The sequence below is a fragment of the Paraburkholderia fynbosensis genome (assembly GCF_902859935.1).
GTDB classification, from domain to species: domain Bacteria; phylum Pseudomonadota; class Gammaproteobacteria; order Burkholderiales; family Burkholderiaceae; genus Paraburkholderia; species Paraburkholderia fynbosensis.
Genome location: NZ_CADIKI010000015.1, coordinates 51,271 through 75,085, shown reverse-complemented (window position 1 = coordinate 75,085; position 23,815 = coordinate 51,271). Strand labels below are relative to the sequence as shown.

The following is a 23,815-nucleotide window of genomic DNA, read 5'->3' as shown; positions in this document are numbered from 1 at the left end:
TCATGCCACCTTGATCTGGATTTCTTCGCCTGCCAGACGTACGGAATACATCTTGAGGTCGCGGCCGCCGGGCTCCTTCAGACACTTGCCGGTGGGGATATGAAACACGGCCTCGTGCAGCGGGCACTCGACGGTGTCGCCGTCGACAAAGCCTTGCGTCAGCAATGCGTATGCGTGGGGGCAAACATTTTCGAGTGCGTAAAGCTCGCCACCCACCTTGTAGATGCCGATTTCGGTGCCGTCGAGCTTGAACTCGAGCGGCGCGTCTTCGGACAGGTCGCCGGCATGGCCGGCGCAGCGCCATTGATCAGTCATTTTTTGCCTTCTCCGGGAGCTCTGCGTTCCATATAAGGAACATCAGTTCGTGTATGGAAGATTATAGGAGCGGCTTCGGCGAGAAAAAATAAAAATCTGAAGTCGTAGGGGAAAACACCGACTGTGGTGCCCACGACACTGCTCGCAGCGCTCCGGGAGAGACGCACGAACGGACTCCAAGTCTTACCAGGCTTGAGTTTTCGTCGAATTCGCAGAGCAACGCATGACGCATGACTCGGGTTTGTACGGGTCCGAAAATTTATTTTGACCACTTCTGGACTCACTATAATTTCCATAGGCGATACAAACGCCCATAGGTGAAACAAAAGCGGAGCAGTTTTCGCGCATAAACCCGCAACTGCATTCAACCCAAAGCAAGGATCAGGGACGACGCATGCGGCGCAAGCCGGCGTCGTGTGATCAGGAGAACCAACGGTGAAGCACATCATTGCAGCCGGCTTGACGGCAATCTGCGCGACCACAAGCGCATGGGCGCAGAGCAGCGTGACGCTATACGGCAGCCTGGATGCCGGTATCGCGTACGTCAGCAATGTGGGAGGTCATTCCAAGTGGATGATGGAACAGGGCAACATGCAGCCCGACCGCTGGGGCCTCAAAGGCGTGGAAGATCTGGGTGGCGGTTTGAAGGCGATCTTCCAGCTTGAAAACGGCTTCTACACGAACACTGGCGCGTTCGCTAAATCGGGCACGCTGTTCAATCGCCAGGCGTTCGTCGGCTTGAGTTCGGACAAGATCGGCGCGCTCACCTTCGGCCATCAGACGCCGTTCAGCTTTGACGTGCTTGGTCCGCTGAGCACCGCCTATCTGGCCGCGAGCTGGTATGCGTTCCATCCGGGCAACATCGACTCGCTCGCCGACACCGGCGTGGTGCCGTTCGACAACTCGGTGAAATTCCGTTCAGCGACTTTCGGCGGCTTTTCCGTCGGTGCGATGATGGGTCTGGGCAACACGACCAATTTCGCCACCGGCCGGACGATGAGCTTTGCTCTTAGTTATGCAAACGGTCCGTTCAAGGCGGGCGCGTCGTATTCGAACGAACACGACCGTACGCCGTCGATCGTCACCACCGGCATCACCACGTTCCAGGGCGTGCCCGCCGCCAACTACGTCGCCGACAAGGTTCAGAACATGGGCGCGGGCGCGTCGTACCAGTTCGGCAAGCTGCTGGTGCACGCGTTGTATACGCGTGTGAAGCTGGAATCGGCGGGACATTCGGACACGTATCAGAGCTACGACGCGGGCGCGAATTACCAGTTCACGCCGTTCAACACCGTAGCCGGCGGCGCCGCGACGACGACATTGGCCGGGCATCGCTGGACGCAGTTCATGATCGGCGATATCTATGCGCTGTCGAAGGCGACGCAAGTGTACGTGAATGCGCTGTATCAGCGCGCGGGTTCGGACACCAACGCCGCGTTCTTCACTGCGGGTGTGTCGAGCGGACGGAACCAGACGATTGTTCTGACCGGCATCCATCATTCGTTCTGAACTGCCCAACGGAGGGTGAGGGTGACGTGAACTGCGCAGTCCGGCTGCACGCGCAACCGGCATTGCCAACCAGCGCTGACGGCAACGTCAGCGCTGACTCAACTTGCCGCGACCTGCTTGCGGCGCGCGTGGGCCGCCGTCGGATCATCCGGCCGGGGACGATAGCTGAGACGCTCGGACAGTTCGAGCGCCGCCTGGCAAACGGCGATGACGAGCGGTTCGCGCTCTTCGGCTTCACCAATATCCGAGCGTGGAATCGTGACGGTCAACGCGGCCACGATCTTGCCGCTCTGATCGCGTACCGGCGCGCTCACCACCGAAATGCCCCGCTCGAACGACGCCTCGCTCAGCGCATAACCGAGCGCCGCGCTTTCCCGCACGCGTCCATACAACTCTTCGACGGTAGCCGGCGTGCGTTCGGTGAATCGTTCGAGTTGCGGCTCGGGATACAGCTGCCGCAATTCCTCGAAACTCAAATCGCCCATCAGCACCTGGCCGTGCACCGTCGCATGCGCCGGCAAACGGGTACCGACGTGGACCTTCACCGAGCTGAACATTGGCGCATGGGTTTGCGCTTTGGCGACGAACACGACATCGCGCTGATCGCGAATCAGCAGGTGCGTGCTCAGACCGGTGACGTCGCGCAGACGTTCGAGAATCGGCGTGCCGACGTCGGTCAGTTCGAGCGAACTCAGATATTCGAAACCGAGCCTCAGCACCCCGACGCTCAGGCGGAAATAGCGGTCGCCGTTGACGCGCTCGAGAAAGCCGAGCGCTTCGAGCGTCTGCAACAAGCGGAAGGTGGTGGTGCGCGGAATGCCGATACGCTTGGACAGTTCCGGCGCGCCGAGCACCGGCTCGCGCGCGCTGAATTCAGCGAGAATGCGCAGGCCCCGCTCGAGGCCCGGCACCAGATAGGTCGATCCGCCGGCGCTCTCTTCGTCGGAGGGATCGGTGGAAGCGGCGACGGCGTCCGTCTGCGGCAACGCTGCATCGTCCCTCGATGACGACGCTGTCGCGCTACGCGGCTTCGTGAGTTTGCGTCCCACTCCTGTCTGCTCTTCTTTTGCCATCTTGGGCTGCCGTTTTATGCTGTTCATCATGGTCAGATCAGCATGATAGCGCGAAGCGTGCGGCGCTCATTAACGAGCGGCGGCCGCTGGTTTGATGCGACGCGACTATCGTCGCCATGACCCATTGCGGAACGGCTACGCGGTGCTATTCTTTGATCCGGTCCATTGCGCTGAGCATCACTGCGGCGCTCTCGCTCCGCCCAAGCGTATGGAGGCCATGATCATGTCTGATTCCATTCAGATCCAGGTTGCCGACTCGCATCTTTATCCAGGCTGCGCAGTCAGCATCGCGCATCTGCCCGCGCCGGCCGGAGCGGCCGCTGCGATCGTCGAATTCGCGGACGGCTCGGGCGCGCACGCCACGTGTCGCCGGCGCGCGCATGACGAGCTTGAGTTGAACGTCGACCGCTATGCAACGCAACGGCGTCATCCCGTGGATGCACGGCATTGGCTGCTGCTCGCCGTCGATGCAACGCACAATAGTTGGCGCGTGAAGCGTCGACTGCCTTAGCCCGCGAGGCCACCCGCCTCCTTCCAATCCGCAAACCGGTGACGCGCGCCGCCCCGAGCGGCGGTTATGCGTCCGTCACGCTCACTTCGGAACTCACCGATGACCGACCACGATTCCAGCCTGCCGCCACACGCCGACAACACGGCTCACAACCCCGCCGACACCCCCGACGATCCCGACCGCCGCCGCGTCCTTACCGGGCTCGCGGCGGTCGGCCTCGGCCTCGCGCTGACGGGCTGCAAGACCGATCAGCTCACGGCGAGCGACGGCGCACCGCGCAGCGCGGCGGACTTGCGCCTCGACGCCGCGCTGCACGATCAGGTCAAACACATCGTGGTGATCTATGCGGAGAATCGCAGCTTCGCGAATCTGTACGGCAACTTCCCCGGCGTCCAGCATCCGCTCGACGCGGTGAGCGCCGAGCGCTATCTGCAACTCGACCGCGACGGCAAAACGCCGTTGCCCCACTTGCCCCCGATCTGGGGCGGGCTCGTGCCGCAAGCGCAGGAAGTGGACGGCCGGCGCTTCATGATCGGCCAGAACGATCTGGACCATCTGCACAACCGCCCTTTCCGCATCGCCGATGCGCACGGCGCGCCGCTGCCGACCGGCGTGATCACACGCGATCTGGTGCATCGCTTCTATCAGAACCAGATGCAGATCAACGCCGGCCGCAACAACCAGTTCGCCGCGTGGGGCGATTCCGGCGGACTCGTCATGGGGCATTACCGCAATTCCGCCGACTCGCTGCGTCTGTGGAATCTCGCACAGCAATACACGCTGTGCGACAACTTCTTCATGGCCGCTTTCGGCGGCTCCTGGCTGAACCATATCTTTCTGATCTCGGCGCAGGCACCGTTCTATCCCGACATCCACAACAGCCCGGCGAAAAAACTGGTGTCGGTGGTGGAAGGCGACGATCCGACCGGCACGCGCCTGAAGATGGCGGCGGACTCGCCCGCGTCCGCGCTCGACGGTCCGCCGAAATTCGTCAACGACGGCGCCTTCACCGCCGACGGTTACGCGGTCAACACGATGGCGCCGCCGTATCAGCCGAGCAACGTGCGGGCGCCGGAAGGCGGCGACCCAGCGCTCTCGGACCTCATGAATCCGCGCGTGCTGCAACCGCAAAACTACGCGACGATCGGCGACCGGCTGACGAAAAAAGGCGTCGATTGGGCGTGGTACAGCGGCGCGTGGCAATACGCTTTGGAGCACCAGGATACCGGCGCGGTGCCCGACTTCCAGTATCACCACCAGCCGTTCAACTACTTCGCCAATTACGCGCCGGGCACGGCGGCGCGGCGCAGGCATCTGCGCGACGGCGGCCTCGGCAACGACGCGTCGACGAACCGGCTGATCGCCGATATCGATGCGGGGCGCTTGCCCACCGTCACGTTCTACAAGCCGCAGGGCGATCTGAATATGCACGCGGGCTATGCCGACGTCGAATCGGGCGACCGTCACATCGCGACGCTGATCGAGCATATCCAGCGCGGCCCGCAATGGGCGAATACGGTCGTGCTCGTCACTGTCGATGAAAACGGCGGCTGGTGGGACCCAGTGGCGCCGCCGCAGGGCGACCGCTGGGGTCCGGGGTCGCGGATTCCGGCGCTGGTGATTTCGCCGCTGGCAAAGAAGGGGTACGTCGACCACACGGTGTACGACACCAACTCGATTCTTCGCTTCATCAGCCGTGTGCATGGGTTGCCGCCGCTCGCCGGCGTGCGTGCCCGCGACCGGGCGTTCGCGAGCAATGGGCTTGCACCGCTCGGGGATCTGACGGCGTCGCTGGATCTGGCTTAAAGGCGTTGGGCTGGCGAACCCGGATTGTCCGGCAGCGACGACGCACGCGCCTTACTGCGTCGTCGCGGCGTGCAGCTTCACGAGCACCGCGTCTGCAATCTCCTGCGCAGTTTTCCTGATCGTCTTCTTCTCGTCGCCGCTCGCCATCACGAATTTGGCCGCGATCACATACGGATTCAATTTGATCGCCGCGCCCGGCATGCTCTTGCTGCCGGCTTCCTCGACCGCCTGATACAGCGGCGGTAGATCGGCCGCGCCCAGGCTGTCGCATGACACCGCCACCTGGATATCGTTCTGACCCGCGCCGAAGCCCACCATCGCGCGTTGCAAGCGATTGCCGTCGTCGACGCTTAGAAAGACACCACGCACTTGCCAACCGGCAGCCGGCGACGGTTGCCCCGGCGCGATGCGGCGGGCATCGACGCCACCCTTTTGCAGATCTTCCGTCAACGCGTCCGCCATCTCGTTCACGATTTGCGCGGCGTGCTCTTGCGGATTCTTGCTCTGGCCCTGCGGCCCGGGCCCTGCCGGCAGCAAACCGCGCAGCCGGCGCACGCGTTGTCCCGGCCCGCTATCCGGTGCGATGTTCGCCACGTCCAGATCGAAGTTCGACACATAGACGACCGGCGCGGGGGCGGCGAACGGCACGCTGTCCGCTGCCGTCACACTGAGCGGAGTCGCCACGCTCAGGCATGCCGCCACCATCGCAAATTGCAGAAACCGACGCAGCATGGCGCGCCTCCGCGAACGTCATCGTGACGTCGGCTATCGTACCGCCGCGCGCAGCGGGCGTGCGTTTTTTCGTATCCGAACCTCATACCGTTTGCCTTGCATAACGCGCATCACCGCATAGACTAATAGAGCATCACTTCGCAATTTGTACGGAACCTGCCATGCGACTGACCATCCTGATCAACGGTTCCGATCCCACCGTCAGCCACGATTACGCTGTGCTATGGCTCGACACCGACGAACACCGGTGGTCGAGAGAAGCGCATCAAGGGATCGACCTGCCCCCTTGGGGCGAATTGCACGACGAAGACGGCGTAACGACGCTCTGTGCGCCCCGCACGGACGCACCGTTGTGTACGCTGCGAGGCTTGCATGTGGACCGCAAGCAACGCGTGAGCGCGGCGCAGGGCGCCGCCGCCTGGACTGGCTTGCCGACCCGCGCGCCGACCAGCGGTTTCTGGCGCCTGCAAGCCGTAGACCGTCAAACGGTTCGCGCCGAAAACAGCGTGTTCGGTAATTAAGTTTTAGCGTCTTTTCAAGAGCCGACTATGTCGGTCGAAAGTTCCGTTCACGGGCGCGTTCGCTCGTGCGCGCGGGTGTTCGTGCGCCATGTCACCTACTTCGATTCTGCGTCGCGCGCAGTTAAGGCGGCCTTAAGCATGCGTGCGTAGAGTCGAAAGTCCACGCATTAGGGTCGCTGCAAAGCGGCCCGTTTTTTTTGCCCGCGCGATCTCTCTTCTTTCTCCCACTTGCCCTGCATGTCCTGTCGCCGGATAAAGGCGCGCAACGCTATACTTGCGCCCCCGATCCCTCGACTGACTGACACATGAAGAAGTGGTTCGCCTGTCTGTTGTTCACCGTTGCCGCTCACGCGAGCGCAGCGCCGTCCTGTTCCCAGTTCACACCGAATGCGCAATGGCCCGTTCTGACCAATCAGAACATGGCGCCGAAAACGCGCATGCTCTGCTATAGCGATTTCGCGGTTCTGCATTCGGGCATCACGCATGGCCCGCTCTGGTCTGCCGAGCATCTGACGCGCGATCATATCGAAGCCGCGAAAGACATGGTGCGCACCAACAAGTTCTTCGAAGATGCACGTTTGCCCGACGGCGAAGGCGCAACGCTCGCGGACTACAAACGCAGCGGTTTTGATCGTGGTCATATGAGTCCGGCGGGCAATCGCTGGAATCAGCAGGCGATGGCACAATCGTTCTCGCTCGCCAACATCGTGCCGCAGAATCGCGAGAACAACCAACGGCTATGGGCGCGCATCGAAACGTCGGTGCGCAAGATCGCGGTGTCGTACGACGATACCTACGTGGTCACCGGGCCGATCTTCAACGGCCAGCAGTTGCAGACCATCGGCGCAACGCGCGTGTTCGTGCCGACGCAGTTGTTCAAGGTCGTCTACGTGCCTTCGCGGCAGCTGGCGTTCGCGGTGGTGGTGGACAATGTCTCGACCAATCGTTACGACATCCGGACGATTCACGAACTCGAAGCAGCATCGGGCATCCGTTTTCCGGGCATTCCGGAAAACGTCAAGGACCAGCGACCGGGAGGACTCAGAGGTGTTTAAACCCTATTCGAACGATGACGACGTACTCAACATTCAGGGCGACGCGCTCACGTTGAGCAACGGCACCACGCGCGTCGTGCTGAACGGCACGCTGGAACTGACGCAGGATCAGCGCGGACTGAAGGCGGCGCTTGCATTGAAGGAAGCGGTGGATGCGATCGTCGCCAGCTTGCAGGCGCAAACCAATCTGCCGGCGAAGGTGAAGGACGAGCCGGATGCGAAGCCGGGTGTCGTCGAGAATCCGTTTCAATGATGCCTCAGGTTTGGCTCTAGCGAAACGCACGTGACGCGAAGGCGGGGATGCTCTACGCACCGCCGTTGATTTAGTACCCCGATATGTTTCGGCGGTTACGTTTTGTCACCAGAGCGGCGTCAACGTCTGTCGTCCCGCCAACGTTAAACCGGCAGCGCTGAAATCATTCAGCCGCGACACAAGAATCCACCGGTTCAATGAGGAGTCACATCATGAAGACGCTTTTCGCCGCTCTCGCTTCCGCTCTGCTCGTGTCGACCGCGTTCGCTCAAACGGCCGCGCCGTCCAGCACGCAACCCGCGCAAATGCAGCCCGCCGGTCAAGCGAATCTGAAGGCGAGCACCGCCGTGCAGACCGGCGCAACGGACGAAGGCGGCGCCACGGCGAAAGCGCCCGCCAAGGCTACGACGAAGGCATCGGTGAAAAAGACTTCCGCCACGCACACGGCCAAAGCACATAAAACCGTCAAGAAAACCGCCGCCAAAACCAGCGGCGCAAAAGCCAATACGGGGAGCGCGAAAGAGGCCAGCAATGCCCCGGCAAAAGCCGATGGCGCACAAGCCGACACGACAACGACGCAATAACACGTGATCGGTTCAGGCACGCACCGGCCATGCATGGGTAACTGATCGAAGCCGAACTGTGCCATTCAGGGAGGGCGAGTCGCATGACTCGCCTTTTTTTTCTGCGCGATTACGTGGCGGGGTGTGCCGCGCGCCCCCATGATCTTTTCAGCGAATGCGCCAATTTTTGCACCGCGTTTACTTGCGGAAGTCTAATCTCGAACTGTCTTGATCAACCCATGGCGTCAACGAACGCCACATCACATGGCCCTTACGCAATCCATCGACAGCTTGGCCACGCAGTCGCTCGACAAGCCGCCGGTTCAACACAGCAACATCATCCCGTTTCCTCCGGCACGCGCCCTCTTGCAGGTGACGCTGCCGCATTCGCCGCACGATCTGGCGGGCACCCAACTTCGCGCGCTGCTTCACTCGCCGCTCGGCGTCTATGTCGTCAGCACGGAAGCCGTGCGCGACGAAGTGCGCGTGCAACTCGACATCGCGTACGAAGACTTCGACTTCACCTTGCATACGCTGATCTCGACGCTCCCCGCCGCGTTGATCGGCCCGATGAAGCGCCGCCGCAACCCGATGGTTTCAAATTAGGTTGCATTGGGCTTTTCGTGATCGGCTGGGTGTTCCAGTTCATCGGCCATGTCGCGTATGAACATCGCAAGCCGGCCTTCGTCGACGATGTGATCGGCCTGCTCATCGGACCGCTGTTCGTTCTTGCGGAAGCCATGTTCGGCTTCGGCTGGCGGCCCGATCTGCGCGAAGCGATCGACGCGCAAGTCGGTCCGATGCGCACCAATGCGAAGCGGCCAGCGGCGCCGCGCTGAGCGCCCGGGCCGCCGTGCGCGTCGGATGTCGGTGTCCGCGCCGTTCAATTCGGCGCGAGCCGGACGAGACGGGCACCATGCAATGCCGTCAACGCCACGGCGATCCAAATCGGAATATAAGTCGCCAGTTGCGCGGCGCTGAGTGTTTCACCGAGCAGCGTGATCGACACCAGCACCAGCAACACCGGTTCCACATAACCGAGGATGCCGAACAACGCGACCGGCAATAAGCGGCTCGCCTTCAGATACGAAGCCAGCGCAATCGTGCTCAACGCGCCGAGGCCCGGCAACAGAAGGCACCACATGTCGACGCGGCCGGCGATCGTCGTCAGCGAACCGCCACTGACGATGCACACGATCGCCACCGGCAGCAGCAGCGCCATTTCGACGGTGAACATCGCCAGCGAATCCTCGTTGATTTTGCGGCGCAGCGCGAAGTACGGCGGATAGCCGAGCGCGACCAGCAACGTCGGCCACGAAAACGCGCCCGTCGCCCACAGTTCGTGGCCGACGCCCACTGCCGCGCAGAGCATGGCGAGCCATTGCAACGCGTCGAGGCGCTCGTGATAGTAGAAGCGCCCCACCAGCACCATAGTTAGCGGCAGCAGGAAATAGCCGAGCGACACTTCGAGCATCCGCCCATGCAGCGGCGCCCATAGAAACAACCACAGTTGCGCGCCGAGCAGCGCCGCGCTCGCGATCATCGCGGCGCAGAGCTTCGGTTCGGTCACCATCCGGTAAAGAAGTCGTCGGAGAATGGGCAAGCGTTTGCGCAACGCGACCAGCAGCAGCGCACCCGGCACCGTCCATACGACACGCCATGCAAAGATGTCGAGGCCGTTCAGCGGCGTGAGCAGCGTTGCATAAGCGGACAGCAAGGCGAACATCGCGGATGCGCCGACCGACAACGCAATACCGCGCTTTGGGTCATACTGGTTCATCGCGCGGCTCATGGCGTCAACGCTGCGGCAAACGCGTCGGCATATGAGGTGGATTCAGGCGGAGCGGTTTGCAGCGCAGCATCCGCTTGCGCGGTGTTCGTTGTTGTCATTGCAATAAGGTCTCACACGCGGGCATTGCACATCGGCAAGCCCTGCGTTTTTTGTATTCGAAGAACGGCGCAAGCCGGCATTCTAGACGGGTTATTGATTCCACGGGCTTGCGCTTTTCCGGCCACCGTCTGCAATTAGTTCGTGCGCATCGCGCGTCGATGCACTAGAACATAAGCTTCATGCGCGGCGGGCGAAGCCGCGCTGTCTCATCGACCGCGCTATCCTAGTCGCGCGAGCGACTCAAGCGCGAATCTTGCTACGAAGCCTTGCACGCTGTTCGCAACAGCACACGCAGCATCAACGAGCCCGAACGGCAAAGGCGGTCTGCAAAGACCCGCCCGCCCTTCTCTCTCACGGCATGCAGCGCTCGCGTCGTTTCACCGCGCATGCGCCGCCCGGCCAGCAATCCCGCTCATCGAATATGACTACTGGAGCCAGCATGACCCAGCCAGCCCTATCGCTCGACGCCTCGCCCGACCTACGCTCTGCCTTCGCCGCCGACGTGCGCGCGGGACTCGCCCACACGCCGCAGAAAGAGCTGCCGTCGAAATATCTGTACGACGAAGTGGGCTCCGCGCTCTTTGAAGTGATCACCGTATTGCCCGAATATGGCGTGACGCGCGCCGAGGAAAGGCTGCTCGCAGAGCACGCTGCGGACATCGTCGAGCATCTGCCGCATGACGTGACCGTCGCCGAACTCGGCAGCGGCAGCGGCCGGAAAACGCGGCGCATTCTTGAAGCACTGTGTAAAAAGCGCCCCACTTCTTACTGCCCGATTGAAATTTCGCGCAGTGCGTTGCAGCTTTGCAGACGCGAACTCGGCGACATCGAGCGGATTTCGATCGTCGGCTATGAGCGTGACTATCTGGCCGGTCTCGCCGAAGTGAGCAAGCAGCGCGCACCGGACGAGCGGTTACTCGTTCTGTTTCTCGGCAGTACCATCGGCAATTTCGGCAGACTCGCGGCGACGCGCTTTCTGCGTGAAATCCGCAACATGCTCGCGCCCGGCGACGCATTGCTGCTCGGCACGGATTTAATCAAGCCGACGCCGGTGCTGGTGGCCGCCTACGACGATTCGATCGGCGTGACCGCGTCGTTCAATCTGAATCTGCTCGCGCGCATCAACCGCGAACTCGATGGCGACTTGCCGCTCGACGCGTTCGAGCACGTCGCGCGCTTCAATCCCGACGCGCGCAGCATCGAGATGCATCTGCGGGCGAAGCGCGATATCACGGCGCGCATCGGCGCGGCGCAGTTGACGGTGTCCCTCAAACAAGGCGAAACGATCTGGACCGAGAGCAGTCACAAATATCGCGCGGAGGAGATGCCCGCGATTGCCGACGGTGCAGGCTTCGTGTGCAGTCATCAGTGGATCGAGGACGAATGGGGCTTTGCGGAGAGCCTGCTGGTGGCGCAATAAACGCTGACGGTCTCGACACAAACGAAAAAGGCGGCGCGCCATCAACACGATGGCACGCCGCCTTTTTTTCGCTGCTGCGCTCAGTGCTGCTCGAAACGCTCGTAGCGCTTTTCCGTCGAGCGCTCTTCGCCGCTCACTTCCGTCACGCGCGCCGCCGGCGGCCCGTGACGCAGCCACGACAGCATCCGGTCGACCTGATTGGCCGAACCCTGCAGCATCGCTTCGACGGAGCCGTCGTCGAGGTTCGCGACCCATCCCTTGATGCCGAGCGCGTGCGCCTGCCGCACTGTCGCGTGGCGAAAGCCGACGCCCTGCACCAAGCCGCGTACGTGCACGTGATACGTTTCGATCCGCTGATCGAGATCCGGGGCCATGCCGTCTTCTCCTCACAATCTTTCAAGCCGGCATTCTAGTCGCGTCGCGGCGAGGCTGCTCGATCTCATGCAGTTCGACGGACTCTTCGGTGCCGTTCGAGGCACGCGGCGCGCCACACCGCGTGCGCGCCACGTACAATCCGTCGACTGTCATGCAGGAAATGGAAACAGAATGACCGAACAGAATCGCGACCTCGTGCTCGTGACCGGCGCTTCCGGCTTCGTCGGCTCGTCGGTGGCGCGCATCGCGCAACAGAAGGGCTTCAAGGTGCGCGTGCTGGTGCGCGCCACCAGTTCGCGCCAGAACGTCGAGGCGCTGGATGCGGAAATCGTCGTCGGCGACATGCGCGACGAAGCGTCGATGCGCAGCGCGCTGCGCGGCGTGCGCTATCTGCTGCATGTGGCGGCCGACTATCGGCTGTGGGCGCCCGACCCGAGCGAGATCGAGCGCTCGAACCTCGAAGGCACCGAGGCGACCATGCGCGCGGCGCTGAAGGAAGGCGTCGAACGCATCGTCTACACGAGCAGCGTGGCGACGCTCGAGGTGACGAGTTCGGGCCAGTCCGCCGACGAAACCTCGCCGCTCAAAGCCGACCAGGCAATCGGCGTGTACAAGCGCAGCAAGGTGCTGGCCGAGCGCGCGGTGGAGCGGATGATCGCCGAGGACGGGCTGCCGGCGGTGATCGTCAATCCTTCCACGCCGATCGGCCCGCGCGACGTCAAGCCGACACCGACCGGTCGCATCATCGTCGAGGCGGCGCTCGGCAAGATTCCCGCGTTCGTCGATACCGGCCTGAACCTCGTGCACGTGGACGACGTCGCGGCCGGCCACTTTCTCGCGCTCGAACGCGGCAAGATCGGCGAGCGCTATATTCTCGGCGGCGAAAATCTGCCCCTTCAGCAGATGCTCGCGGACATCGCCGCCCTGACCGGCCGCAAGGCACCGACACTCAGTTTGCCGCGCTGGCCGCTCTATCCGCTCGCGATGGGCGCGGAAGCGGTCGCGAAGATCACGAAACGCGAACCGTTCGTCACCGTCGATGGCCTGAAGATGTCGAAGAACAAGATGTATTTCGCCTCGGCGAAGGCGGAACGCGAACTCGGCTATCGCGCGCGGCCATATCGCGAAGGTTTGCGCGACGCGCTCGAATGGTTCCGCGAGGCCGGCTACCTGAAGCGGTGACCCGCCGCATCAAGCTCGGCCCTCGCGCCGCGCCGGATGATCCGGCGGCCGTAAGCATTTTGTTACAAGTCCCGTGTCCGTGACAGGTCAAAGCCTACGCGCAGCAGGTAAAATCGCGGGTCTTACCAGAGAAACCTCGCATGAATCTTCACGAACAGCTCGGCGCGCTGGAGATGGGCGTCGATCAGCTCATTCAGGCTGTCGTGGCCCAGCAGCCCGAAAACATCCCCGAGACATCCGCACAGAACGCAGCGCTGCGCGCGCCTGCGGAGGACGTCGCGCCCGCATCCACGTCGCAGACGATTGCGTCTGAGACGGCCGCGCCCGCCCCCGTCGAGGACAATGCGCCGGTCGCCGGCGAGCCCGCGCCCGAACCGGCCGGCGAGCCGCCGGCGGAACAGCCGGCCGTGCAACTCCAGCCGACGCTGGAAATCGATCGCCCGTCGCAGGACGAGATCACGATGAAGATCGGCAACCAGATGGTTGCGCTACGCCCGGATCAGATCGGCCGACTGATCGAGGAATTGTCGAACGCGCGCGCGTCGATGACGCTCGAGCAGCCGCCGGGCATCCCGCCGGGCTGGCAATTCGTCTCGACGAAGAACCCGGTCATGGCCGTGCAGAAGCAGTCGAACGGCGACCGCCTGCTGGTGATGCGCCATACCGGTCACGGCTGGGTGCCGTTCCAGTTTTCACCGGACGTGGTGATTCAGCTCTACATGCTGCTGACTCAGTGAAATAAAAAAAGCGGCGCCGTAGCGCCGCTTTTTTTCGTCAACTCGATTCGACCGCGCCGCGTCAACGCTCCTGCACCGGCGCCTGAACGCGCGCCTTCCACTGACCGCCCTTGCCGCGCCAGTAACGCACCGCCGACGCAAACGTCGCGCCGACATAAAACAGCGCTACCAGCGGCAGAAACGGCGCCCACAACGGCGAGCGGCGATAGTAGCGCAGCATCGGCGCATACGCGCAGCACATGGCCGCCCATGCGAGCCACGCGGGCCAGCCCAACGGACCGAGCACCAGCGCGGCGACGGGCGGCATCAGATAGATGATCGTCATGCCGGCCAGCGTGCCGGCCAGCAGCAGCGGCGAGTAATGCAACTGGGTGAAGGCGGTACGTGCGATCATGTTCCAGATCTCGCGCCAGCTATCGTACGGACGCAGCGACACGCTACGCGCCGCCACATCCAGACGGATCGGATGACGTCCCGCGCCACGGTGTTTGATGCGCGCGGCCAGGCTGCAATCGTCGATCAGTTCGGCGCGAATCGACTCGATGCCGCCGGCCTCTTCGAGCGCGCTGCGTCGCACCAGCATGCAGCCGCCCGCCGCCGCCGCGGTGCGATTGCGCGGGTTGTTGACCCACGCGAACGGGTATAGCTTCGCGAAGAAGAACACGAAGGCCGGGATCAGCGCCTTCTCCCAGAACGAATCGCAGCGCAGACGCACCATCAGCGAGACCAGATCGCGCTTTTCTACGTCCGCGCGGGCGACGAGCTGCTTGACCGCGTCCGTGGGATGGCCGATGTCGGCGTCGGTGAGCAGCAGGAAATCGGCGGGCAGGCCGAGCGTGCGCACCGCCTCGATACCCTGCGACTGTGCCCATACCTTGCCGGACCAGCCCGGCGGCAACGGCTTCGCGCTCAACACCGTTAGCCGGTCCGGGCACTGCAGGTGCAGCGCGGCCGCGCGCGCGGCCTCGGCGGTACCGTCGGTGCTGTGGTCGTCGACGACGATCACGTGAAAGGCGCCGGCATAGTCTTGCTGCAGCAGCGTCGTGACCGCCTCGGCGATCACGTCGACTTCATTGCGGGCCGGCACCACGGCGGCTACCGCGGGCCACGTCGCGCGCGGCGCGACAGTCAGCGGCGCGGCGGGACGCGCCCGCCAGAAGCCGCCGCGCCCGAGCAGCAGCACGCCCCAGATCAGCAGGGAAACACACGAAAGAACAAACAGAACCGCCGCCATTAAGCTTTACCCTCGATTGATTGCGCCTGTACGCCAACGCGCCGCGACAGCCGCATCACCACGGCGCGCAGCGCGACCACGCACCAGTCAAATGTGCCAAGCACCGGACGCTCGCGAAACACGTCGTAGCCCGCCTTCTCGATTCGCTCGAGAAAGCGCAGCCCGCCATGCACGGCGACGCACAACTCGATGCCGAGCCGCCCCGGAATCCGCAACGCGAGCGGCGCGCTGCGCACCAGCATGTCCCGCACGAATGACACTTCGTGCGCCATCAGCGCCTGCCAGGCGTTGTCGACGATGCCGTTGGCGATCTGCGCCTCGGTCACGCCAAAGCGCCGCAGATCCGCGAGCGGCAGATACACGCGGTCTCTTTTCCAGTCGGCGGCGACGTCCAGCCAGAAGCTGATCAATTGCGACGCCGTGCAGATTGCGTCGGCGTCGGCGAGATTGTCCGGCGTGGCCGCGTCCGCCAGATGCAGCATCAGGTGCCCGAGCGGGTTCGCCGAACGGCGGCAATAGTCGAGCAGCGCGGCACGGTCGCCGTAACGGCGGGTGCCGATGTCCTGCGCACAGGCGTCGAGCAACTCGTAAAACGGCGCGAGCGGCAGTTTGTATTGAGCCACCACGCCAGCGAGTTTGCCGAACAGCAGCGGATGAACCGGCGCCGCACGCCGCTGCGCCACCGCGTCGAGGCCCGCCCGGAGATCGGCGAGACGGGCATGCCGCTCGACGGCGCTCCAGTCGCCTTCATCGGCAACATCGGCTGCGGTTCGGACAACCTGATAGATAATATCGACTGGCGCGCGCAGCGCCTTTGGCAGCAGCACGCTCGGGACCGGAAAATTTTCGTACTGATCGACGTCCATCCAGCGAGCCTCGAAACCATTCTGTAATGCGGCTCGCTGATGCGCTCCGCAGGAACCTTGTAGTTTAAGGGTTCCGCCCAACCGGTGCAGCGTGCAATCATTACCGCATGCACGATCCGCGCGGCCCCGCAAGGCAGGCCGTGGCTGCGGCAGGCGCCCCACACAAGGGCGCGCCAAAAGCAAAGCTGGCCCGATAGCGTTAGAATGCGCGTTTGGTTTTGCTGTACCGGCCCGTCGCCGGGGCTCAAGACGTCAACTAATTAGATGGTCGCGGCGATAAAGTCAGAGTTACCGACTTCTTCGGGACCCGCGTCAGTCGGAGTTCGCCAACCTATGCGAGTCATCCTTGCTCAGCCCCGCGGCTTTTGTGCGGGTGTTGTTCGCGCAATCGAAATCGTCGATCGCGCGTTACAGCAACACGGCGCGCCCGTGTATGTCCGTCACGAGATCGTCCACAATCGTCACGTGGTCGACAATCTGCGCCAGAAAGGCGCACGCTTCGTCGAGGAGCTCGATGAAGTGCCACAAGGCGCCGTGGCGATTTTCAGCGCGCACGGCGTTGCCCAAACCGTCGAACGGGATGCAGAGGCGCGCGGTCTCGACGTGCTCGACGCCACTTGCCCGCTCGTCACCAAAGTACATGTGCAAGGCCGTCAATATGTCGGCGCCGGGCGCACGCTGATCCTGATCGGCCACGCGGGGCATCCCGAAGTGGAAGGCACGATCGGTCAGATCCCCGGCAAGGTGCTGCTGGTGCAGAGCGAGGCCGAGGTCGCGCATCTGGACCTGCCGCTCGACACGCCGCTCGCGTATGTCACGCAGACCACGCTGTCGGTGGACGACACGCGCGGCATCATCGACGCGCTGCTGCGCCGGTTCACCAACATCGTCGGCCCCGATACGCGCGATATCTGCTACGCGACGCAAAACCGCCAGGCAGCGGTGCGCGAGTTGAGCAAGCAGGTCGACGTGCTGCTGGTGGTGGGCGCGACCAACAGTTCCAACTCGAACCGGCTGCGCGAGATCGGCAGCGAAAGCGGCGTGGCGAGCTACCTCGTCGCCGACGGTTCGGAAGTGAAGCCGGAATGGTTTGCCAACGTGCAGACCGTCGGCATCACGGCCGGTGCATCGGCGCCGGAAGAGATGGTCAAGAACGTCATCGATGCGCTGAGCGCATTGGGCCCCGTCGATGTCACGACGATGGCGGGCCGTGAAGAAACGGTCGAGTTCAAGTTGCCAGCGAAGCTGATGCAACCCTTGGCCGCACGCGGAGTTTAAGGAGGACATTTTGTCTATTCCGATGCTTCAGAAAGTCCGGGTCGGCGCATACATCATGCGTCAGCACTTCTCCGGCAACAAACGCTACCCGCTTGCCCTGATGCTGGAGCCGCTGTTCCGCTGCAACCTCGCCTGCAACGGCTGCGGCAAGATCGATTATCCGGACCCCATCCTGAACCAGCGTCTGTCGCTGGAAGAGTGCCTCGGCGCCGTCGACGAATGCGGCGCGCCCGTGGTGTCGATCGCCGGGGGCGAGCCGCTGCTGCACAAGGAAATGCCGCAGATCGTGAAGGGCATCATCGCGCGCAAGAAGTTCGTGTACCTGTGCACGAACGCACTGCTGATGGAAAAGAAGATGGACGACTACGAGCCGAATCCGTATTTCGTCTGGTCCGTTCACCTCGACGGCGACAAGGAAGCACACGATCACTCGGTGTCGCAGGAAGGCGTGTACGAAAAGGCGGTGGCCGCGATTCGCGAAGCGAAGCGCCGGGGCTTTCGCGTGAACATCAACTGCACGCTGTTCAACGACGCGGTGCCGGAACGCGTCGCCGCGTTCTTCGACACGCTCGGTCCGATGGGCGTGGACGGCATCACAGTTTCGCCGGGTTATGCGTACGAACGCGCGCCGGACCAGCAGCACTTCCTGAACCGCGACAAGACCAAGCATCTGTTCCGCGAAATTTTCAAGCGCGGCAACAACGGCAAGAACTGGTCGTTCAGCCAGTCGGGCATGTTCCTCGACTTCCTGGCCGGCAATCAGACGTATCAATGCACGCCGTGGGGCAACCCGGCGCGTACCGTGTTCGGCTGGCAAAAGCCGTGCTATCTGGTCGGCGAAGGTTATGTGAAGACCTTCAAGGAGCTGATGGAAACCACGGAGTGGGAAAAATACGGCACGGGCAACTACGAAAAGTGCGCCGACTGCATGGTGCACTGCGGCTTCGAAGCGACCGCCGTGATGGATACGGTTGCGCATCCGCTGAAGGCGTTGAGGGTGAGCCTGCGTGGTCCGAAGACCACGGGCGCTTTCACGACGGACATTCCTTTGGGCAAGCAGCGCCCGGCTGAATACGTGTTCTCGCGTCACGTCGAGATCAAGCTCGACGAGATTCAGCGCAGCGGCAAGGGCAAGAAGGTGCAGACGGCAACCGCGCACTGATGAGTCAATGAGGCGGCCTCGCGCCGTCCCGGATTGTGCCCGACAAAAAAGCGCGGTGGCCAGTCGGCCACCGCGCTTTTTTTTTCTTTTGCGGCCTTGTATCAGTTGGGCGTCAGGCGCCGCGCGCGTTATGCGCGGTCAGGAACTTGATCAGCCCGTCGATCCCGCCTTTGGCGATCTGATCGGCGAACTGAGTCTGGTACACCTGGATCAGCCACGCGCCCATCATGTTGATGTCGTAAATCTTCCAGCCGGACGGGCCCTTGGTCAGCCGGTAGTCGATCGCATCATCGCCGCCGTTGCTGATGACGTGCGACTGCACGACGACGTCCGTCGCGCCGGCCGGCACGTTCACCGGCTGGAATTTGAACTTCACGTCCTGGTCGCGCAGTTGCGAAAGCGACGCGGCATAAGTGCGCACTAGCAGCAGCGTAAACTGCTCGTACAACTGCTTCTGCTGTTCAGGGGTGGCGGTCGCCCATGCCTTGCCGACCGCGATCCGCGTGGTGCGCTGGAAGTCGGTGGCCGGCACGAAGCGCGTCTGGACCAGACCGGTGATCTTCGCCATGTCGCCGCCGCGTGCCTGGGGGTCGGCCTTCATCGCGGCAACCGTGCCTTCGACGGCACTTTTTACGATCGCATCGGGCGCAGTTTGCGCGTAGGCCGCCGTGGACACCACGGCCGCCGCCAGAAAAGCAGACAGATAACGTTTCATACGTTCGTCAGGACCTGAGAAAAGTAAGCGCCTTGGGCCTGCGAGCCCAAGGCCAAAGCAGGATAGACCAGTATACCGACAATGCGTTCCCGCCCCTGAAAGCCCTTGCGGGAGCCGTACTTGCTACCGAAGTCGGGTTAAAGCGCTCTGGCTCTGTATACTTGTGCACTTTCGTTAAAAACAACATCCGTGATAAGGCTACGTTCGCCTACATGCTGAAGTCATCTATTGTCCGTCTCGTCGCCTCTTCGGTGCGCCATCCGTACAGGATCATCGCACTGTCGCTCGTGCTCGCCGTTCTGAGCAGCTTCTATGTTGTGCATAACTTCAAGATCAACACGGACATCAGCCGTCTGATCGAAACCGACAAGCAATGGACGGCGCTCGAAAACGCGCTGAGCCAGGCCTTCCCCAATCGCGGCGACACCGTGCTCGTGGTGGTCGAAGCGCGTGCGCCGGAATTCGCCGACGCCGCCGCCAACGCGCTGACAGCCGCGCTCAAAGCCGATACGAAGGAATTCGTCGCCGTTTCGCAGCCCGCCGGCGGCCCGTTCTTCGAACACAACGGCCTGCTGTTCCCGTCCACCGACGAGGTGATGTCCACCACCTCGCAGCTCGTCCAGTCGCGCCCGCTCGTGAATGCCCTCGCCCACGATCCGAGCCTGACCGGTCTCGCCGGCACGCTCACCACGAGCCTGCTGCTGCCGCTCCAACTCGGTCAGGTGAAGCTCGCCGACATGAGCCACCTGCTATCGCAAAGCGCGAACACGCTCGATCTCGTGCTGGCCGGCAAGCCCGCGGCATTCTCGTGGCGCGCGCTGGTCGACAAAAGCGCCGCCACCGATCCGGCCCGCGCGTTCGTGATCGTGCAACCGGTCGTCAACTATGACGCGCTGCAACCGGGGGCGAGCGCATCGAAAGCGATCCGCGACACGGCCGCATCGCTGCACCTCGACGCGCGCTACGGCGCGACGGTCCGGCTGACCGGCGAACAGCCGCTCGCCGACGAAGAGTTCGCGTCGGTCCAGGACGGTGCGGTGCTCAACGGCATCGGCACGTTCATCGTCGTGCTGGTGATTCTGTGGCTCGCACTGCGCTCGGGCCGCATGATCGCCGCCGTGTTCATCACGCTTTTCGTCGGACTCGCCATCACTGCCGCGCTCGGCCTGCTGATGGTCGGCGCACTCAACATGATTTCGGTCGCCTTCATGGTGCTGTTCATCGGCCTCGGGGTCGATTTCGGCGTGCAGTTCGGCGTCAAGTACCGCGAGGAGCGCAACCGCGACAACCGGCTGTCCGCCGCGCTGATGCACACCGCGCACCGCATCGGCGTGCCGCTGACGCTCGCGGCGGTGGCGGTCGCGCTCAGCTTCTTCTCGTTCCTGCCGACCGCGTATCGCGGCGTGTCGGAACTGGGGCAGATTGCCGGCGTCGGCATGTTCGTCGCGTATTTCACCAACATGACGCTGCTGCCGGCCCTGCTGAAAGTCTTCAATCCACCGGGGGAAACCGCCTCGCCGGGTTTCAAGCAACTCGCGCCCGTCGACGACTTCCTCGACCATCACCGCCGCCCGGTGCTGATCGGCACGCTGATCGTCGTGATCGGCGCGTCGCCGCTGCTCACGCATTTACGCTTCGACTTCAACCCGCTGCACCTGAAGGACCCGCATACGGAATCGATGGCGACGCTGCTGTCGCTGAAGGATTCGCCGGAAGCCTCGGTCAACAACGTGCATGCGCTGGCGCCGTCGCTCGGCGAGGCAGAGCGCATGGCCGAGCGTTTGCGAGCGTTGCCGGAAGTGGGCCGCGTCACTACGCTGAACACATTCGTCCCGACCGAGCAGCAGCAGAAGATGATGCTGATCGCGAGCGCCGCGCAGCAACTACTGCCCGCGCTGCAGCAGCAACCCGCGCAGCAGGCCACCGATGAGGTCCGTGTCGCCGCGCTCAAGCGCGCGGCGAACCAGCTCTCGCTCGCCGCCGAGGATCACCCCGGCCCGGGCGCCGCCGAAGCCCAGCATTTGTCGGCCACGCTGCAAAAACTCGCCGCCGCCGACGCCGCCACACGCGAGCGCGCCGAAACTGCGATGTCGCAGACGCTGCGCATCGCGTTAAAGCAATTGGAAAACCTGCTGCAGCCGACCGAAATCACCCGCGAGAACCTTCCCAAGGCCATCTCCGCTACGTGGGTGTCGAAGGACGGCCGCGCCCTCGTCGACATCGCGCCGAAGGTCAAACCCGGCACCGATCCCGGCGACGACGCGATGCTCGCCCGCTTCGCCCACGCGGTGAAGAAGGCGGAGCCGGGCGCGATCGGCGGCCCGATTTCGATCCTGCACTCGGCCGACACGATCATCAAGGCGTTCCTGCAAGCGGCCGGCTATGCGCTGCTGTCGATTGCCATTCTGCTGTGGATCGCGCTGCGGCGGATCGGCGACGTGCTGCGCACGCTCGTGCCGCTGCTGGTCTCCGCGCTCGTCACGCTCGAGCTGTGCGTGGTGTTCGGCATGCCGCTGAACTTTGCGAATATCATCGCGCTGCCGCTGATGCTTGGCGTCGGGGTCGCTTTCAAGATCTACTTCGTGATGGCGTGGCGCAACGGCCAGACCGGCCTGCTGCAGTCGAGCCTCACGCACGCAGTGCTGTTCAGCGCGGCGACAACGGCGACCGCGTTTGGTAGCCTCTGGCTGTCGCACCACCCGGGAACGTCCAGCATGGGACGGCTGCTGGCGCTGTCGCTGTTCTGCACGCTGATCGGTGCCGTGGTGTTTCAACCTGTGCTCATGGGCAAGCCGCGCCAACGTCGCGCGAAGCAAAAAGGAATATAAGCATGATGCTGCGTAACACCGCGCTGGCGCTCGCCGCTACGGGTCTGATCTCCGGTTGTGCGACCGGGCCCGACCGCAAGCCCGGCGACCCGTTCGAACCGATGAATCGGGTCGTGTTCAATTTCAACGACGGGGTCGACCGCTATGTCGCCGTGCCCGTCGCGAAGGGTTATCAGAAGGTGACGCCGCAGCCGTTGCGCACGGCGGTCAGCAACTTCTTCTCGAACCTCGGCGATCTGACCAATGCCGCCAACGCACTGCTGCAATTGAAGTTCACCGACGCGACGGAAGACATCATGCGCTTCGCGTTCAACTCGGTCTTTGGTATCGGCGGCCTGCTCGACTGGGCAACGCCCGCCGGTCTGCCCAAGCACCATCAGGACTTCGGCTTGACGCTCGGGCACTGGGGCATTCCATCGGGTCCGTATCTGGTTTTGCCGCTGTTCGGGCCGAGCACCGTGCGTGACAGCATGGGCCTCATCGTCGATGTGAAGTTCAATCCGCTGAACTACATGGAACCGGCCGTGCGCAATCCGCTGTACGTGCTGCAGTTCGTGAGCGTGCGCTCCGATCTGCTGGGCGCAACCGATCTGCTGCAGCAAGCCGCGCTCGACAAATACTCGTTCGTGCGCGACGCGTACACGCAGCAGCGCCGCGCGCGACTGCGCGGTTCAGGCGGCAACGCTACGCCGCTGCCCAACTACGACGACCAGGGCGACTCGGGCGCGGCAGCGCCCGCTGCCGGTGCACCGGTAGCCTTGCCGAACTACGCCGACCCGGGTGACGCAGCCGGCGCCCCGAATGCGGCCTCCGGGGCGGCCACGGGCGCACCGGCAGGCGTGCCCAACTACACCGATCCGGGCGACACGCCGGCCAGCGGCGCAGCGGGCGCAGAGCCGGCCGCGCCCGCGACGGCCCCGGCGCCTGCGTCCGCCACACCGGCGCCCTCGCCTCAATCCAGCCCGCCCGACGACAAACAGCCGGCCGCGGCCCCGGTCGCGCAATAGCGCGGGAAAGATGAGAGGTGGGAAAAGCGCCGGGAATGTACAAACGCGCTGCGGGACGCCCAGAACGGGCGTCCCGTAAAAACTAGCTAGAAACTGGCCACACCAGCGAACAGGAATGCCGCATCACCTCGGTGTGCGGCGCAGCGGCCCCGGCCGCGACTCTCGTCCACACCGGAGCGGGTCAACTCTGTCTCAATGCAGGCTGTCCGCCTCAACGCGCGCCGCCACCCGCTCGTCTTCAACGGCAACCGGGACTTGCGGCACCTGCCGCGCACTTTCGCGATAGCTGGCAAACGCCTCTTCAGCGTAACGGATCTGCGTGCGTCCATGAGGCGCGGGCTCGCCCTTCTCGTCCAGATTGACGAACACCATCTTCTCGACGGTCAGAATGCTCTTGCGCGTGATCTTGTTGCGCACTTCGCAACGAAGCGTGATCGACGTGCGGCCGAAATGCGTGGCGGTCATGCCGAGTTCGATGATGTCGCCCTGACGCGCGGAACTGACGAAATTGATCTCGGACATGAACTTGGTCACAACCCGCTGATTATCGAGCTGCGTGATCGCGTAGATGGCTGCTTCTTCGTCGATCCAGCGCAGCAGGCTGCCGCCGAATAACGTCCCGTTGGGGTTCAGGTCTTCGGGCTTGACCCACTTTCTGGTATGGAAATTCATCTGGCACTCCGTGCGTAAGGCACCCAGGTTCGACGCCGGATAGCGACTACCTAGGGTTAATACTGACATTGTACCAAGATAAGGGTTTTCCCCTAGCGTTTCAATAGCTG

24 protein-coding genes and 1 pseudogene are annotated in these 23,815 nt (G+C 63.4%); 16 read left to right on the top strand and 9 right to left on the bottom strand.

Annotated elements, in window-relative coordinates:
• Complete coding sequence (locus HV770_RS23705; protein WP_175163551.1) at window positions 1–315, bottom strand: non-heme iron oxygenase ferredoxin subunit; 315 nt, start codon at window positions 313–315, stop codon at window positions 1–3.
• Between the two features lie 435 nt (window positions 316–750).
• On the opposite strand from HV770_RS23705, the gene HV770_RS23700 reads away from it, so the two are divergent.
• Window positions 751–1,824, top strand: coding sequence for a porin (locus HV770_RS23700; protein ID WP_175163549.1), 1,074 nt, complete (start codon window positions 751–753; stop codon window positions 1,822–1,824).
• 98 nt (window positions 1,825–1,922) lie between these two features.
• On the opposite strand, the gene HV770_RS23695 is transcribed toward HV770_RS23700, so the two are convergent.
• Window positions 1,923–2,897 (bottom strand): IclR family transcriptional regulator, encoded by a 975-nt coding sequence (locus tag HV770_RS23695; RefSeq protein WP_175163547.1) that lies wholly within the window; start codon window positions 2,895–2,897, stop codon window positions 1,923–1,925.
• A 223-nt stretch (window positions 2,898–3,120) separates the two neighbouring features.
• On the opposite strand from HV770_RS23695, the gene HV770_RS23690 reads away from it, so the two are divergent.
• Both HV770_RS23690 and HV770_RS23685 read left to right on the top strand, forming a co-directional pair.
• A complete protein-coding gene (locus HV770_RS23690; RefSeq protein ID WP_175163545.1) occupies window positions 3,121–3,408 on the top strand; it encodes a hypothetical protein in 288 nt (95 codons plus the stop codon).
• 99 nt (window positions 3,409–3,507) lie between these two features.
• A complete protein-coding gene (locus tag HV770_RS23685; protein WP_175163543.1) occupies window positions 3,508–5,214 on the top strand; it encodes an acid phosphatase in 1,707 nt (568 codons plus the stop codon).
• A 51-nt stretch (window positions 5,215–5,265) separates the two neighbouring features.
• Here HV770_RS23685 and HV770_RS23680 read toward each other — a convergent pair whose 3' ends face one another.
• The gene (locus HV770_RS23680) at window positions 5,266–5,946 is read right to left on the bottom strand and encodes a DUF4410 domain-containing protein (RefSeq protein ID WP_175163542.1); all 681 of its coding nucleotides are present in this window, start codon (window positions 5,944–5,946) and stop codon (window positions 5,266–5,268) included.
• A gap of 161 nt (window positions 5,947–6,107) precedes the next feature.
• On the opposite strand from HV770_RS23680, the gene HV770_RS23675 reads away from it, so the two are divergent.
• The 6 genes and pseudogenes from HV770_RS23675 to HV770_RS23650 form a co-directional block, all read left to right on the top strand.
• Entirely contained in the window at window positions 6,108–6,467 is a 360-nt protein-coding gene (locus HV770_RS23675) for a DUF3564 domain-containing protein (protein WP_168663238.1), read from the top strand.
• A gap of 305 nt (window positions 6,468–6,772) precedes the next feature.
• Window positions 6,773–7,522 (top strand): DNA/RNA non-specific endonuclease, encoded by a 750-nt coding sequence (locus tag HV770_RS23670; RefSeq protein ID WP_175163540.1) that lies wholly within the window; start codon window positions 6,773–6,775, stop codon window positions 7,520–7,522.
• Window positions 7,515–7,775 (top strand): hypothetical protein, encoded by a 261-nt coding sequence (locus HV770_RS23665; RefSeq protein ID WP_121319620.1) that lies wholly within the window; start codon window positions 7,515–7,517, stop codon window positions 7,773–7,775. The genes HV770_RS23670 and HV770_RS23665 overlap by 8 nt, the downstream gene beginning before the upstream one ends.
• A gap of 212 nt (window positions 7,776–7,987) precedes the next feature.
• Complete coding sequence (locus HV770_RS23660) at window positions 7,988–8,359, top strand: hypothetical protein (protein WP_175163538.1); 372 nt, start codon at window positions 7,988–7,990, stop codon at window positions 8,357–8,359.
• Between the two features lie 243 nt (window positions 8,360–8,602).
• The gene (locus tag HV770_RS23655; protein WP_175163536.1) at window positions 8,603–8,944 is read left to right on the top strand and encodes a hypothetical protein; all 342 of its coding nucleotides are present in this window, start codon (window positions 8,603–8,605) and stop codon (window positions 8,942–8,944) included.
• 5 nt (window positions 8,945–8,949) lie between these two features.
• Window positions 8,950–9,177: pseudogene (locus tag HV770_RS23650) on the top strand (Mpo1-like protein); the annotation flags it as partial.
• Between the two features lie 44 nt (window positions 9,178–9,221).
• Here the strand turns inward: HV770_RS23650 and rarD are convergent.
• Complete coding sequence (gene rarD / locus HV770_RS23645; RefSeq protein WP_175163534.1) at window positions 9,222–10,118, bottom strand: EamA family transporter RarD; 897 nt, start codon at window positions 10,116–10,118, stop codon at window positions 9,222–9,224.
• 550 nt (window positions 10,119–10,668) lie between these two features.
• Here rarD and egtD point away from each other — a divergent pair.
• Entirely contained in the window at window positions 10,669–11,649 is a 981-nt protein-coding gene (gene egtD / locus HV770_RS23640; protein ID WP_175163532.1) for an L-histidine N(alpha)-methyltransferase, read from the top strand.
• 80 nt (window positions 11,650–11,729) lie between these two features.
• On the opposite strand, the gene HV770_RS23635 is transcribed toward egtD, so the two are convergent.
• A complete protein-coding gene (locus tag HV770_RS23635; RefSeq protein WP_175163530.1) occupies window positions 11,730–12,023 on the bottom strand; it encodes an acylphosphatase in 294 nt (97 codons plus the stop codon).
• A gap of 172 nt (window positions 12,024–12,195) precedes the next feature.
• On the opposite strand from HV770_RS23635, the gene hpnA reads away from it, so the two are divergent.
• Together hpnA and HV770_RS23625 are read left to right on the top strand one after the other, a co-directional pair.
• Entirely contained in the window at window positions 12,196–13,206 is a 1,011-nt protein-coding gene (hpnA, locus tag HV770_RS23630; RefSeq protein WP_175163528.1) for a hopanoid-associated sugar epimerase, read from the top strand.
• 140 nt (window positions 13,207–13,346) lie between these two features.
• Window positions 13,347–13,943, top strand: a complete 597-nt coding sequence (locus HV770_RS23625) for a hypothetical protein (RefSeq protein WP_175163526.1) — start codon at window positions 13,347–13,349, stop codon at window positions 13,941–13,943.
• 61 nt (window positions 13,944–14,004) lie between these two features.
• On the opposite strand, the gene HV770_RS23620 is transcribed toward HV770_RS23625, so the two are convergent.
• Window positions 14,005–15,177 carry a glycosyltransferase gene (locus HV770_RS23620; RefSeq protein ID WP_175163524.1) on the bottom strand — a complete coding sequence of 391 codons (1,173 nt, stop codon included), beginning with the start codon at window positions 15,175–15,177 and terminating at the stop codon, window positions 14,005–14,007.
• Entirely contained in the window at window positions 15,177–16,043 is an 867-nt protein-coding gene (gene hpnC / locus HV770_RS23615; RefSeq protein WP_175163522.1) for a squalene synthase HpnC, read from the bottom strand. The genes HV770_RS23620 and hpnC overlap by 1 nt, the downstream gene beginning before the upstream one ends.
• A gap of 333 nt (window positions 16,044–16,376) precedes the next feature.
• Here hpnC and ispH point away from each other — a divergent pair, with 333 nt between their 5' ends.
• On the top strand, window positions 16,377–17,321 hold the full coding sequence (gene ispH / locus HV770_RS23610; protein WP_175163520.1) for a 4-hydroxy-3-methylbut-2-enyl diphosphate reductase: 945 nt from the start codon (window positions 16,377–16,379) through the stop codon (window positions 17,319–17,321).
• A 10-nt stretch (window positions 17,322–17,331) separates the two neighbouring features.
• The gene (gene hpnH, locus HV770_RS23605) at window positions 17,332–18,483 is read left to right on the top strand and encodes an adenosyl-hopene transferase HpnH (RefSeq protein WP_175163518.1); all 1,152 of its coding nucleotides are present in this window, start codon (window positions 17,332–17,334) and stop codon (window positions 18,481–18,483) included.
• Between the two features lie 112 nt (window positions 18,484–18,595).
• Here hpnH and HV770_RS23600 read toward each other — a convergent pair whose 3' ends face one another.
• Window positions 18,596–19,198, bottom strand: coding sequence for an MlaC/ttg2D family ABC transporter substrate-binding protein (locus tag HV770_RS23600; RefSeq protein ID WP_175163516.1), 603 nt, complete (start codon window positions 19,196–19,198; stop codon window positions 18,596–18,598).
• 212 nt (window positions 19,199–19,410) lie between these two features.
• Between HV770_RS23600 and hpnN the strand changes: the two genes are divergently transcribed.
• Window positions 19,411–22,026, top strand: coding sequence for a hopanoid transporter HpnN (gene hpnN / locus HV770_RS23595; protein WP_175163514.1), 2,616 nt, complete (start codon window positions 19,411–19,413; stop codon window positions 22,024–22,026).
• Window positions 22,027–22,028: 2 nt separating this feature from the next.
• Window positions 22,029–23,033 (top strand): MlaA family lipoprotein, encoded by a 1,005-nt coding sequence (locus HV770_RS23590; RefSeq protein WP_175163512.1) that lies wholly within the window; start codon window positions 22,029–22,031, stop codon window positions 23,031–23,033.
• A 192-nt stretch (window positions 23,034–23,225) separates the two neighbouring features.
• Here HV770_RS23590 and HV770_RS23585 read toward each other — a convergent pair whose 3' ends face one another.
• Complete coding sequence (locus HV770_RS23585) at window positions 23,226–23,705, bottom strand: acyl-CoA thioesterase (protein ID WP_175163510.1); 480 nt, start codon at window positions 23,703–23,705, stop codon at window positions 23,226–23,228.
• Window positions 23,706–23,815 lie beyond the last annotated feature (110 nt).